Origin of the sequence: Streptomyces sp. NPDC046900 (genome assembly GCF_040644975.1) — a bacterium.
GTDB lineage: Bacteria > Actinomycetota > Actinomycetes > Streptomycetales > Streptomycetaceae > Streptomyces.
On the sequence record NZ_JBEYXD010000146.1, the window covers coordinates 1 to 13,134 of the forward strand.

The following is a 13,134-nucleotide window of genomic DNA, read 5'->3' on the forward strand; positions in this document are numbered from 1 at the left end:
CCCTCCGCGGCCGGCCCTCCCCCGTCACCACCTCCCGGGGCTGTCACCTACCGTGCGCGGGCGGGGGCGTGGATGCACGCGCCGGCCGCCGTCTTCGTTCTGCGGAGTCCCGACGAGGCTCAGCCGAAGCCCCGGGAGTCCTGCTTGAGCGCCGTGTCCACGGTCAGCGCCGTGGCCACGACCAGGCTCAGCAGCGGCTCGGGCAGCTGGTAGTGGACCTGCAGGACGTAGTTGTCCGCGGTCGTGAACATCGTCTTCGCCAGTCCCTCCCAGGTCTTCGTGATCCGGGCGACCTCGTTCTCGGCGTGGTCGACGATGGCGAAGTTCCAGGCGCGCCAGTTCTCCGCCTTGATCGCCCCGACCTTCTGGCCGTTGACGTTCATCGCGAAGTTGATCTTGCCGATCATGTTCTGCTGGACGATCTCGCCCACGGGCTGTCCGTCCGGACGCTCCACGACGACCCGCGACTTGAAGAACTTCGCAGGCCGGATCAGCACCAGCTGCGGCTGCCCGTGGGCGTCGCGGATCTCCAGCTTGTGCGTCAGGAACTGGTCGACGCTGGAGACGAAGCGCAGCACCTTCTTCAGCGCGCTCTGCCCGACCTCGGTGACCGAACCGATCTGATTGCCGTGCTGGTCGAAGACGCTGTACTCGTTCGTCAGCTCGATCAGCTTGGCCTTCTGGTTCACGACCAGCACCGGTTCGGTGAACAGCGTGCCGCCGCCGGTACCGCTCGGGGCGACACCCGCCTGCTGCTGCACCTGACGCTGGACGCGCGGATCGGGCCCCGCCGCCTGCTGACCGTACGCCTGCTGCGGCTGGCCGCCGGGCATCCCCTGCTGCGGCACCTGGGCCGAAGCCTGGCCCTGCTGGTCCGCGTGGGTGTGCTCGGTCCACTGGGCGCCGTCCCAGTACCGCAGAGTGCGGGGCGCGCCGTGCGGGTCCGGGTACCAGCCTGCAGGAGTGTTCGATTGCGTGGTCACCCGGGCACACTACCCCGACCGCACCGGTGTCTGGCCAGCCCCCGTGATACGGGACTCACCGCCCGTACGGCTTCGCTCGGCAGGCGTGCCGAGCGGACGGTGCCGGGGCCGTCGCCGGCCCCGGCACCGTCCGAGCAGAGGTCACTTCGTGACGATCGCCGGGTCGCTCATGCCCGGCCGGCCGTTCTCGACGTGTCCCGCGAGCCGCCGCAGGAAGGACGGGGCGGCGTCGGAGGTCACGGTGAGGTCGTACCACCGCTTGCTCGCGCCCAGGTCGACGGTGTACCGCAGGGTGGCACCGCTGCGGACCGTGACCGTCTTGGCGGCACCGCCGTAGGCGCTGGTGACCTTGAGCTTGACCGTACCGGAGCCCTTGTTGGTGAAGGTCAGCTCGATGTCGTCGCCGGTGGGCCGCGCGGTGACCTCGGGTCCGGCCTGCTTGCCGGGGCCCTTGAAGACGCGCAGGAAGCCGTTCGGGCCGTGCACGGTCAGGTCGTAGGAGCCGTTCGAGTACACCGAGTTCCAGGTGTCCGACACGGTCTTGCCGACCTCGGTGGTGTAGGTCCAGGGGCCGTCGGTGCGGTTGCCGGAGGTGACGAGGAACGCGGCACCGGCGTGCGCCCCGGAGGCGAAGGTGAGCGTGAACGTACCGGCCGCGGCGTCCGCCGAACCGTTCACGGCGGGCACGTACTTCAGCGGGCGGGTGGGCCGCAGACCGCGCTCCTGCTTGGGCAGGGCGGGGTTGGCGGGCGGGGTCGGCACGAAGTCGGGGTGACGGTCGTGGTCCGGCGGCTCGTAGCCGTCGGTGGCCGGGAGCGACACCGGCTTGGCGTCCTGGTGCGAGAAGTCGAACGCGGAGGTCAGGTCGCCGCAGACCGAGCGCCGCCAGGGCGAGATGTTCGGCTCGTACACGCCGAAGCGGCTCTCCATGAACCGGACGATGGACGTGTGGTCGAAGGTCTCGGAGCAGACGTAGCCGCCCTTGCTCCAAGGCGAGACCACGAGCATGGGCACGCGCTGGCCGAGGCCGTACGGACCGGCGACATGGCCGGCGTCGCCCTTGAGGAGGTCCGGGCCGGCGTCGACCGTGGTCTTGCCCTGCGCGGCGGAGGCCGGCGGGAACGGCGGGACCAGGTGGTCGAAGAAGCCGTCGTTCTCGTCGTACGTGATGAACAGGGCCGTCTTCGCCCACACCTTCGGGTCGGAGGTGAGCGCGTCGAGGACCTGGGAGACGTACCAGGCGCCGTAGTTCGCGGGCCAGTTGGGGTGCTCGGTGAAGGCCTCGGGGGCGACGATCCAGGAGATCTGCGGCAGCTTGCCGCCCTTGACGTCCGCCTTGAGCTGGTCGAAGAAGCCCTCGCCCTTGCGAGCGTCGGTGCCGGTGCGGGCCTTGTCGTACAGCGGGTCGCCGGGCTGCGCGTTCTGGTACTGCTTGAAGTAGAGCAGTGAGTTGTCGCCGTAGTTCCCGCGGTAGGCGTCCGGGATCCAGCCCCAGGAGCCGTTGGCGTCCAGGCCGTCGCCGACGTCCTGGTAGATCTTCCAGGAGACCCCGGCCTTCTCCAGGCGCTCGGGGTAGGTGGTCCAGCTGTAACCGGCCTCGTCGTTGCCGAGGACCGGGCCGCCGCCCTTGCCGTCGTTGCCCGTGTAACCCGTCCACATGTAGTAGCGGTTCGGGTCGGTGGAGCCGATGAACGAGCAGTGGTACGCGTCGCAGATGGTGAAGGCGTCGGCGAGCGCGTAGTGGAAGGGTATGTCCTTGCGCGTCAGGTATGCCATCGTCGTCGAGGACTTGGCGGGCACCCACTTGTCGTACTTGCCCCCGTTGAAGGCGGCGTGGCCGTCGTTCCAGCCGTGCGGGAGGTCCTGGATGAACGCCAGGCCCAGGTCGTCGGCGTCGGGGCGGAAGGGGAGGACGTCCTTCGTGCCGTCCGACTGGTGCCAGACCGACTTGCCGTTCTGGAGGGTCACCGGGTGCGGGTCGCCGAACCCGCGCACACCTCTGAGCGTGCCGAAGTAGTGGTCGAAAGAGCGGTTCTCCTGCATCAGGACGACGATGTGCTCGACATCCTCGATGGTGCCCGAGCGGTGGTGCGCGGGAAGGGCGGCAGCACGCTCGATGCTGCTGGAGAGCGCGGTGAAAGCGGCAGTACCGCCCGCGAGTTGGAGGAATCGGCGCCGATTGACTTCGGACATGACTGCGGGACCTCTCATCCTGGGTGCGGATGGCTGGAACATGAGGAAACGTGCGCGCAGCGAGTGTTCCAAGGGCAGCAAACGTCAAGGAAGGGTCCGATGGCGCCGACGTGAAGGTCGCCGGTACATGTGGTTTTCTTGTGCACAGCATCAACGGCCGGAGCACACGTAAGCGCAGGTCAAACGCATGCCAGCACGCACCCGTGCCGGCTACTTGTCCGGAGAGGTTCCGGCCCTGTTCCGGCTGTGAGCCCTCGCCGTTGGTGGTCGGAGCGGCCCCGAGGAGCGCCCGGCACAACCGGGTGACCCCGCGCCGATGCCGGCTCCGGCCCCATGGGTACGAGGGGGCCGGAGTGGCGCGGCGCGGGGTCACGGTGGTCACGAGGCCGAGTACGCCTCCACCTCACTGAACTGACCGGCGGGCCAGCCGGTGTTGGCACTGACGGTCAGCCTCAGGTAGCGCAGATTCGTGCCGGCGGGCAGGGCGACCATCGCGGTGTTGCCGGTCGCCGGGTCGAAGCGGTAGCCCTGCGAGCCGGCCACCGTCGAGAAGTTCGAGCCGTCGGTGCCGCCCAGCACCGTGATGATCTGGGTGCGCGCACCCCAGGCCGGGGACGGCGGCAGCTTCAGCACCAGCCGGCGCACGGCCTGGGTGGAGCCGAGGTCGACCGTCCAGGACTGCGGGAAGGCGTTGTTGGTGGACTCCCAGTAGCTGTTCGCGTCCCCGTCGACGGCCTTGCCCGGGGTGTAGACGTCCTGCGAGCCGGTCGCGGTGGCCGGACGGCCCTTGGCGAGGTTGCGGTCCGGGTCCGGAGGCGGGTTGCCCTGACCGGGCTGGGGCCAGGTCGAGCAGTCCGACCAGGTGCTGCTCCAGCCGGAGTTCCCGCCGCCGTCGGTGAGCGCGAAGGCGCCGGAGCCGGACGGATAGGGGCAGTTGTAGATGCCCGCCGAGCCCACGCCGGTGGCGGTCACGTTGCGGAAGGTCGCGGCGCCCTGGGCCTCGGCCTGCACGACCACCGTGCCGGTGTTGCGCACGGTCGCGCCGTCCACGGTGACGTTCCTGACCGGGTAGCCCTGTCCGCCGCCGGAGACGAACTCGAAGGCGCTGTAGGGGCTGTCGGTGATCGTCGTGTTGGTGATGCTGACGGCGGCGTTGATGGCGCTGTCGTAGGAGTCGACGCGCAGCGCGCTCATGGGGTGGTTCCAGTTGGGGTTCATGGCCCCGGTGCGGACCAGCGTGTTGCCGTCGACCGTGATCGTGCCGGCCAGCGGGTTGAAGGGGTCCAGGAACTTCTGGTTGGAGATGGCGATACCGCTGCCCAGGGCGTTGGTGTCGGAGATCAGATTGTTCCTGACAGTGATGTCGGTACCGCCGTAGATGGCGATGCCGTTGGCGAGGTTCGGCTGCGAGATGGTGTTGTTCTCGAAGCTGCTGTCGGTGTCGGGCGAGTACAGCGACCACATGGCGAGCGAGTCGTCGCCCTGGTTGCGCAGGAAGTTGTTGCGGACGCGCACGCCCTTGGCGGTGCCGTTGAGGTTGAGACCGTCCGCGGTGGTGTCGAGGATGCGGTTGTTCTCCACGACAAGGTTGTCGTTGTTGCCGGTCAGCCAGAGGCCGACCTTCAGGTGCTGGATCCACATGCCCGAAACGCTCGAGTTCGGACCGAGCGAGCCGTTGACGAAGTTGTCGGGGCTGGAGTCCACGCGCTCGGTGACCTCGCCGAGGACCGCGAAGTCCTTGATGTGAACGTTCCCGGAGGATCCGGACTGGTCGATGAAGCGGGAGGTGTGCACGACGGAGTACCAGCTGCCCGCGCCCTGGAGGGTCACGTTCTGCACGCCGCTGAGCGAGGAGGTGAGCCGGTAGTCGCCCGGCGGGATCCAGACCACTCCGCCCTGGGCGGCGGCGATGGCGTCCCGGAACGCCTGGGTGGAGTCGCCCTGTCCGCTGGGGTCGGCGCCCTTGGATGTGACGGAGACCGATCCGGCCGGCTGGGCGGCGGCCGCCGGGACCTGCTCGAAGTCGGCGACGTCCACCGAGACCTGCGTGCCGGTGGACTCGAAGGCGATTCTGTCGCCCGCCTGCACGTTCTGCCCGAGCAGCAGCCTGGCGTTGTCGAAGAAGTGGTGGGTCTTCGAGCCGGGGATCCACCCCGTGTCGATGTACGAGTACTTGGAGGTGACCGCGAGGGCCTTCGACAGCCTGGTTCCGTTGACGTACACGTTCAGCGTGCCGGACTGGCCGTCGGGGACGCTGTAGGCGACGTTCACCGCGTTGGCCGCGCGTGGCACGGTGAACTCGACGCGCTGTCCGGCGCCGAGGCGTACGGCCTGACGCCCGGAGGCCTCGGAGGCGAGGGTGCCCTGGGTGTAGTCCGGGCCGATCCTGGTGCCGGTGGTGGTGGCCGACTCGGCCTCCACCGAGGTGAAGGGCAGGGTGGCGCCCGCGGCATGGGCGGCGGGGGTGCCGAGGGTGGCGAGCATGCCTGCGGCCAGGGCGACGACCGCCCCGATCGCTGGCATGCGCCTGACAGAACTGCGTGTGTGCCCGTGCATGTGCTGATCCCTTCATTGTGGGGGTGGTGGGATAGCGCGGTGCGTCAGGCGGTCTCAGGCGCGCAGCCAGGCCGCCGTGTCCTGCGGCAGGCGGCCCCGGTCGTCCAGGGGGCCGCTGGTCAGCAGGGGTCGGGAGTGGGGAGGCAGTTCGGCGGGCGTGGCGGCGAGGTTCACCATGCAGATCACCCCGTCCGCGCGCCGGAAGGCGAGGACGCCCTCGGGGGCGGGCAGCCAGGTCAGCGGACCGTCCCCGAACACGGGGCGCAGGCGGATCGCCTCGCGGTAGAGGGCGAGCATCGAGCCGGGGTCCCGGTCCTGCAAGTCGGCGGCGTACGTCGCCCAGTCGGCCGGCTGCGGCAGCCACGGCTCCTCGCGGGAGCCGAAACCGGCGTACGGCGCCTCGGCCGCCCAGGGCAGCGGGACCCGGCAGCCGTCACGGCCCGGTGCGGTGCCGCCCGAACGGAAGTACATCGGGTCCTGGATGCGGTCCACGGGGACGTCGGCCTCGGGCAGCCCGAGTTCCTCGCCCTGGTAGACGTAGACCGCGCCGGGCAGGGCCAGGGACAGCAGCGCCGCGGCCCGCGCCCGGCGGGTACCGAGGGCGAGGTCGGTGGGGGTGCCGAAGGCCTTGGTGGAGAAGTCGAAGCCGGTGTCCGCGCGTCCGTAGCGGGTGACCGTGCGGGTCACGTCGTGGTTGCACAGCACCCAGGTGGCGGGAGCGCCCACCGGGGCGTGCTCCGCGAGTGTCGTGTCGATCGACGTACGCAGCCGCGCCGCGTCCCAGGGGCAGGACAGGAAGGAGAAGTTGAACGCCGTGTGCAGCTCGTCGGGGCGGAGGTAGCGGGCGAAGCGCTCGGCGTCCGGCAGCCACACCTCGCCCACGAAGACTCCGTCGTAGTCGTCGGCCACGGCCCGCCAGGAGCGGTAGATGTCGTGGAGTTCGTCGCGGTCGACGAGGGGGTTGGGATCCCTGCCCTCGACGAAGTCCGGCAGCGCGGGGTCCTTGGCGAGCAGGGCCGCCGAGTCGATGCGCACGCCCGCGACGCCGCGCTCGAACCAGAAGCGCAGGATGTCCTCGTGCTCCTGGCGGACGGCCGGGTGGGCCCAGTTGAGATCCGGCTGCTCGGGTGTGAACAGGTGCAGGTACCAGTCGCCGTCGGGCAGCCGGGTCCACACGGGCTCGGTGGAGCCGACGAACTGGGACGGCCAGTCGTTGGGCGGGAGTTCGCCGTCCGCGCCGCGTCCTCGCCGGAAGTGGAAGAGTGCGCGCTCCGGGCTGCCGGGTCCCGCGGCGAGGGCTGCCTGGAACCACGCGTGCTGGTCGGAGACGTGGTTGGGCACGATGTCGACAATGGTGCGCAGGCCCAGTTCCCGCGCCTCGGCGATCAGTTTCTCGGCCTCGGCGAGCGTGCCGAAGGCGGGGTCGATGGCACGGTAGTCGGCGACGTCGTAGCCGCCGTCCTTCATCGGTGACAGGTACCAGGGGTTGAACCACAGCGCGTCCACACCGAGTTCGGCGAGGTACGGCAGCCTCGCGCGGACGCCCGCGAGGTCTCCGGTGCCGTCCCCGTCGCCGTCCGCGAAGCTGCGGACGTACACCTGGTAGATGACGGCGGAGCGCCACCAGTCCTTGTCTTTCCGGGCAGGGATGGGCTGTCCCACTGTGCTTGCCTTTCTGTCTCGGGGAGGAGGGCGGTGTCAGCCCTTCGTGCTGCCCGCGCTGATTCCGGCGATGATGTGGCGCTGGAAGACGAGGAACAGCGCGACCATGGGGATGCTGGCGATCACCATCGCGGCGACGAGCACGGTCAGCTGGATGTTCTGCGACAGCTGGACCAGGGCCACGCTGATGGGCTGCTTGTCGGTGTCGGAGAAGACCATCAGTGGCCACAGGAAGTCCTGCCAGACGGCGACCAGCGCGAAGATCGACACCACGCCGAGGACGGGCCGCGACATCGGCAGCACGATCGACCACAGGATGCGCAGCTTGCCGGCACCGTCGATCTCGGCCGCCTCCAGGACGTCCCGCGGGAGCTGGTCGAAGAACCGCTTGAGGAGGTAGAGGTTGAAGGCGTTGGCGACCGCCGGCAGCCAGATCCCGAGGGGGTCGTTGAGCAGGCTGGTGTGGATCAGCGGCAGGTCGGCCACCGTCAGGTATTTGGGCACCACCAGCGCCTGGGCCGGGACCATCAGGGTGGCGAGGATGCCACCGAGGATCACCTTGCCGAAGGCGGGCCGCAGCTTGGACAGGGCGTAGGCGGCGGCCGTGCAGAACACCAGCTGGAAGAGCCAGGCGCCGGCCGCCTGCACCACCGTGTTCCACAGATGCTCGGGCAGCTGCATCAGGTCCCAGGCGTCGGTGTAGCCGGTCAGGTGCCACTGCTCGGGGATGAGCGTGGGCGGGGTCCTGGCCACCTCGTCCGGTGACTTCATCGCGCCGGTCACCATCCAGTACACGGGGAACAGGAAGGCGAGCGCGAACAGCACGACGACGGCGGTGAAGACGGTCCAGTACACGGCCTTGCCGCGCGGGCGGGCCAGGACGGCCGGCGAGACGAGTGTGCGGGTGCTCATGCGTCCCCCTCCCTGGAGCGGGTGAGCCACAGGTAGACGGCGGAGAACGCGCCGAGGAGCACGAGGAGCATGACGCTCAACGCGCAGGCCCCGCCGAAGTCGTTGTAGAGGAAGGCGTACTTGTAGATGAGGTAGAGCACGGTGACGGTCGCGTTCTCCGGGCCGCCTCCGGTGATCACGAACGGCTCGGTGAAGACCTGCATCGTCGCGATGATCTGCAGCAGCATCAGCATGAGGATGACGAATCTGGTCTGCGGGATCGTCACGTGCCGGACGCGCTGCAGCAGGTTGGCCCCGTCCAGTTCGGCCGCCTCGTACAGCTCGCCCGGGATGCCCTGCAGCGCCGCGAGGTAGATCAGTACGGTGCCGCCCATGTTGGCCCAGGTCGCCACGAGGACCAGGGAGACCAGCGCGGTGTCGGCGCCGTTGGTCCAGTTCGAGGTGGGCAGGTGCAGAAAGCGCAGCGCCTCGTTCGCGAGCCCGGCACCGGGGTCGTAGAACCACTTCCACAGCAGGGCGCTGACCACCGGCGGGATCATCACCGGCAAGTACACCACGACCCGGAAGAAGGCCTTCGCATGCCTGAGTTCGTTGAGGACGAGGGCCAGCAGAAAGGGGACCGCGAAACCGATCAGCAGGGCCAGCAGTGTGAAGGTGAGCGTGTTGCGCCAGGCCGCGGCGAACTCCGGGTCGTGCAGGACCCGGGTGAAGTTGGCCGTGCCCACCCACTCGGGCGCGGAGCCCGGCGTGTACTTCTGGAAGGCGATCACGACCGCGCGGATCGCCGGGTACCAGGAGAACAGGGCGAAGCAGAGCAGGCCGCCGAGGAGGAAGGCGTAGGCGCGGGCCTGGTCGGCGACGCGGCGCCGCGCACGCCCCCCTCCCGTGGGCGGCGCCTGCACCGGGCGGACGGCGACCGCCTGCGGGGGCCGCCGTGCTGCCGTCTCGGTCATCGGTGTCAGCTCCGGACGAGGATGTTGTCGATCTTGCCGGAGGCGTCCTTCAGCAGCTGGTCGATGTCCGCGTCCTTCTTGGTGAGCACCGCGGAGACGGCACCGTCGAGAACGGAGTAGATCTGCTGGGCGTTCGGCGGCTCGATCTTCAGCTGGAGGGAGTGGTTGCCGTCGAGGAAGGACTGGTAGTTCTCCACCGGGACGTTGGCGTTGGCCTTCTTGGCCTCCTGGTCCTTGGCGTCGGCGGCGCCGGTGAACAGCCGCGGCTCGGGCAGGCCGACGGGGGCGTTGTTCTTCTTGGCCCGGGCGTAGTCACCGAGGAAGCCCTTGCCCGGGGTGAGGAACATGTGGTCCAGCCACTTGAGGCCGGCCCGGATCTGGGCCGGAGTGTCCTTCTTGTTGAACATGTAGCCGTCGCCGCCGATCAGCGTGCCCTTGCCGCCGGGCATCGGGGCGATGGCGAGGTCGTTGTAGTTGCCGCCCTTCTCCTTCACCAGGATCGGGATGTTGTCGGGGGCGGAGAGGTACATGCCGAGCTTCCCGGAGCCCATCAGCTGCTGTACGTCGTTGATGACGAGGAGCTGCTTGCTGCCCATGGAGTTGTCGGTCCAGCGCATGTCGTGCAGGTTCTGCAGCACCGCGTGGCCTTCGGGAGTGTCGATGGTGGCCTTCTTGCCGTCGGTGCTGACGACGTCCCCGCCCTGCGAGTACAGCTCGGCCGTGAAGTGCCAGCCGCCCTGGTTCTGCGCGCTGTAGTCGGCGTAGCCCACGGTTCCGTTGCCGAGCGCGGCGATCTTCTTGGCGTCGGCGCGGACCTCCTCCCAGGTGGCCGGGGGCTTCTCGGGGTCGAGACCGGCCTTCTGGAAGAGCTGCTTGTTGTAGATGAGCCCCATCGAGTAGCCGGTGCGCGGGATGCCGTAGATCTTGCCGTCGACGGTGTAGATGTCGCGCAGCTGCTGCTGGACGGTGTCGTAGCTCTTCAACTCCTTGACGTACGAAGTCAGATCGGCCGCCTGACCGGTGTCGACGACGTGCTTCACGTCCGTGAAGTACGTGTAGAACACGTCCTCCATCTGACCGCCGGCGAGCTTGGCGTCGAAGGTCTTGGGGTCCTGGCAGGGGAACGCGTCATGGGCCACGACGTCGATGTCCGCGTTCTTCTTCTCGAAGGCGGCGATGTCCTGCTCGAAGAACCCGCGGTCGACCTTGGCGCTCTTGGGCGGCTCGCAGTTGACGGTGATGCGCGTCTTGCCGCTCGCCGAGTCGTCCTCGGAGCCGCAGGCGGATGCGGCGAGGGCGAGGGAGCAGACGCTGAGCGCGACGAAGGTACGGCGGAACCCGGTGCTTCTCATCGGTGGACCCCTTTGGGCAGGAGCGGTCGGCGCCGCACACTCAAGCACCGACAACAGCAAGCCGCAAGATGTCACGCAGAATCTGAAATTATTTGACAGTACACCGGATCTCAGAGACGAGGCGCTTGCGCGGTCGACCCCCTGACCACCAGTTCGGGCTCGAACAGCAGCTCGTCGGCCGGTACGGAACTGCCTCCGATCTGCGCGTTCAGCAACTCGACCGCGGCCTTCCCCATCGACTCGATGGGCTGGCGGACGGTGGTGAGGGGCGGTTCCGTGCAGTTCATGAGGGCCGAGTCGTCGTAGCCCACGACGGATATCTGCGACGGAACGTCGAGTCCCCTGCGGCGGGCGGCCCGCACCACCCCCAGCGCGAGCGGATCGCTGGCGCAGATGAACCCGGTGACCCCTCGGTCGATGAGCTTGGACGCCGCCGCGTGACCGCCCTCGATCGAGAACATGGCCCGCGCGACGTGCTCGTCGGGCAAGTGGCCGGCGATCGCCCGGGCCGCCGCGAGCTTGCGGGCCGAGGGCACATGATCGCCCGGTCCGAGCACCAGCCCGATGCGCTCGTGCCCCAGCGAGGCGAGGTGCCGCCAGGCCTGTTCGACGGCGACGGCGTCGTCGCAGGAGACGCCCGGGAACCCGAGGTGCTCGATGGCCGCGTTGACCAGGACCACCGGGATGTTCCGCTCGGCGAGCACCCGGTAGTGGTCGTGCGGGGCGTCGGCCTGCGCGTACAGACCGCCGGCGAAGACGACGCCGGAGACCTGCTGTTGCAGCAGCAGCGCGACGTAGTCGGCCTCGGAGACGCCGCCCTTGGTCTGCGTGCACAGCACGGGGGTCAGTCCGAGCTGGGCGAGCGCGCCACCGATGACCTCGGCGAACGCGGGGAAGATGGGGTTCTGCAACTCCGGGAGGACCAGCCCCACCAGCCGCGCCCGCTCACCGCGCAGCTGGGTGGGCCGTTCGTACCCGAGGACGTCGAGGGCGGACAGCACCGCCTGCCGGGTGGCTTCGGAGACTCCGGGCTTGCCGTTGAGCACCCGGCTGACCGTGGCCTCGCTGACCCCGACCTTCTTCGCCACTTCAGCAAGTCGTCGCGTCATGTGTGCAAGAATAGCGCAAGAAATGCAAACTGCTTGCGCGATCGCGAGAGCAGGATCCGATGGCCCGTGCTCTCTTCAGGAGACGGCAGGGGCCGGGAGTATCCGCACCCGGGCGTCGGGGAGCTTGTCCCACCAGTGGCCGTACCGGCTGTAGACGAGTGGTTCGCGATCCGCCAGCAACGTCGTCAGGGCCCGGGCCTCCGCGGCGAGTCCGTCCCAGGCCTCGGGCGACAGTTCGTGGAAGGCCGTCGCCTCGATACCGCCCTCGACCGGGCGCCACACGCCGGCGACATGGCCGTCCACCAGCAGCGTCGGCAGCACGTCGCCGTTCCTCCGGGTCACCAGCGGGCGGTAGTCCTCGGGAATCACCCGGCCCCGGTCGGCGTAGGCCAGCAGGACGCTGTCCCACATGGCCATCAGGCGCGGTGGGGCGGGTGTGTCCGCGGACGGGCGCGGAGCGCCGGGTATGTCGAACAGGGGCGTACCGCCCGGTCCCTGGATCCGCTCGACAGCGCCGTCGAGGGCGCGCAGCGCCTCGCGGACGTGGGCCCGCTGCACCATCGCGAACTGCGCCACGTCCGCCACCGACGCGGGCCCGAACCCGGCCAGGTACCGCAGGACGAGGGCCTGCACGGCCTTCGGATCCGTCTGCCGCCCCGTGGGCGTGAAGGCCGCCCGCGACGCGACGTACGACGGCCGGGCGCCGAATACCCACGGCCCACCGTCCGGGACGTGCCACAGCGGCGCGTACGACCGCAGCCCCCACCAGGCTCCGGCCCGCTTCTCGGCGCCCAGCCGCCGCTCGAGCCACTCCTCCAGCTCGGTGGCCGTTCGCGGGCGGTCGGCGAACTCCACCAGTTCCGGCACCAGTTCGCCCGCGTCCGCAGGGGTGAGCCCCGCCGCCGCGAAACGGTAGCCGAGCCGGGACGCGTACAGCGTGGGCTGCATCGCCGCGCGGAAGACCGGATAGTCGTCCACGTGGACCGCGTGCGGCGTGATCCGCATCAGGGTCGCCTTGATGACCTCACCGCCGGTGAAGGCGGCGTCCAGGTCGGCCGGGGCGAACCCGCTGAGCCGGTTCCACAACGCCAGGTACGGCGAGGCCGGGTGCTGTGCCTGGAACGCCACGACACGGCGCACCGCGTCGGCGGCGGTCAGGGACTCCCGCCGCAGCAGCAGTTGGCGGGCGAGTGTGGCCCGGTTGAGTTCGCGTGGGGTGAGCTGCATGACCGGGATTGTGCCGCGAACCGCTCCAAGGTCGCGGGGCCGCCCCCGTGGTCCGGCCCCGGTCCCAAGGCCGGGTGGATAAGAGATATCCGGTAATGTGGGGCGGCGCATGATCGCCGCTGCTGGGGCTTGATTTACCTGATGTCGAGCTTCAGGTTGTGGAGCGCCGCGACGCCGGCAACGGCAT

At 69.4% G+C, this 13,134-nt stretch carries 9 protein-coding genes; all 9 read right to left on the minus strand.

Annotated features, from left to right (window positions below):
• Nucleotides 1-119: 119 nt before the first annotated feature.
• The 9 genes from ABZ904_RS48295 to ABZ904_RS48335 all read right to left on the minus strand — a co-directional run bounded on the left by ABZ904_RS48295 (nucleotide 120) and on the right by ABZ904_RS48335 (nucleotide 12,947).
• Nucleotides 120-983: a phospholipid scramblase-related protein gene (locus ABZ904_RS48295; protein ID WP_361001088.1), complete on the minus strand. Its 864-nt coding sequence runs from the start codon at nucleotides 981-983 to the stop codon at nucleotides 120-122.
• 141 nt (nucleotides 984-1,124) lie between these two features.
• Entirely contained in the window at nucleotides 1,125-3,176 is a 2,052-nt protein-coding gene (locus tag ABZ904_RS48300) for a phosphocholine-specific phospholipase C (RefSeq protein WP_361001091.1), read from the minus strand.
• Between the two features lie 378 nt (nucleotides 3,177-3,554).
• Nucleotides 3,555-5,732, minus strand: a complete 2,178-nt coding sequence (locus tag ABZ904_RS48305) for a discoidin domain-containing protein (protein ID WP_361830514.1) — start codon at nucleotides 5,730-5,732, stop codon at nucleotides 3,555-3,557.
• Nucleotides 5,733-5,786: 54 nt separating this feature from the next.
• Entirely contained in the window at nucleotides 5,787-7,394 is a 1,608-nt protein-coding gene (locus ABZ904_RS48310) for a glycoside hydrolase family 13 protein (protein ID WP_361830516.1), read from the minus strand.
• Nucleotides 7,395-7,430: 36 nt separating this feature from the next.
• Complete coding sequence (locus ABZ904_RS48315) at nucleotides 7,431-8,306, minus strand: carbohydrate ABC transporter permease (RefSeq protein WP_361830518.1); 876 nt, start codon at nucleotides 8,304-8,306, stop codon at nucleotides 7,431-7,433.
• Complete coding sequence (locus ABZ904_RS48320; RefSeq protein ID WP_361830520.1) at nucleotides 8,303-9,259, minus strand: sugar ABC transporter permease; 957 nt, start codon at nucleotides 9,257-9,259, stop codon at nucleotides 8,303-8,305. The genes ABZ904_RS48315 and ABZ904_RS48320 overlap by 4 nt, the downstream gene beginning before the upstream one ends.
• 5 nt (nucleotides 9,260-9,264) lie before the next feature.
• On the minus strand, nucleotides 9,265-10,611 hold the full coding sequence (locus ABZ904_RS48325; RefSeq protein ID WP_361830522.1) for a sugar ABC transporter substrate-binding protein: 1,347 nt from the start codon (nucleotides 10,609-10,611) through the stop codon (nucleotides 9,265-9,267).
• 110 nt (nucleotides 10,612-10,721) lie between these two features.
• Nucleotides 10,722-11,720, minus strand: coding sequence for a LacI family DNA-binding transcriptional regulator (locus tag ABZ904_RS48330; RefSeq protein ID WP_361001108.1), 999 nt, complete (start codon nucleotides 11,718-11,720; stop codon nucleotides 10,722-10,724).
• A 75-nt stretch (nucleotides 11,721-11,795) separates the two neighbouring features.
• On the minus strand, nucleotides 11,796-12,947 hold the full coding sequence (locus ABZ904_RS48335) for a winged helix DNA-binding domain-containing protein (protein WP_361001112.1): 1,152 nt from the start codon (nucleotides 12,945-12,947) through the stop codon (nucleotides 11,796-11,798).
• Nucleotides 12,948-13,134 lie beyond the last annotated feature (187 nt).

Coding starts and splice junctions, on each gene's coding strand:
- ABZ904_RS48315 (WP_361830518.1), bottom strand. CDS start 8,306: ATGAGCACCCGCACACTCGTCTCGCCGGCCGTCCTGGCCCGCCCGCGC.
- ABZ904_RS48335 (WP_361001112.1), bottom strand. CDS start 12,947: ATGCAGCTCACCCCACGCGAACTCAACCGGGCCACACTCGCCCGCCAA.
- ABZ904_RS48325 (WP_361830522.1), bottom strand. CDS start 10,611: ATGAGAAGCACCGGGTTCCGCCGTACCTTCGTCGCGCTCAGCGTCTGC.
- ABZ904_RS48320 (WP_361830520.1), bottom strand. CDS start 9,259: ATGACCGAGACGGCAGCACGGCGGCCCCCGCAGGCGGTCGCCGTCCGC.
- ABZ904_RS48330 (WP_361001108.1), bottom strand. CDS start 11,720: ATGACGCGACGACTTGCTGAAGTGGCGAAGAAGGTCGGGGTCAGCGAG.
- ABZ904_RS48300 (WP_361001091.1), bottom strand. CDS start 3,176: ATGTCCGAAGTCAATCGGCGCCGATTCCTCCAACTCGCGGGCGGTACT.
- ABZ904_RS48305 (WP_361830514.1), bottom strand. CDS start 5,732: ATGCACGGGCACACACGCAGTTCTGTCAGGCGCATGCCAGCGATCGGG.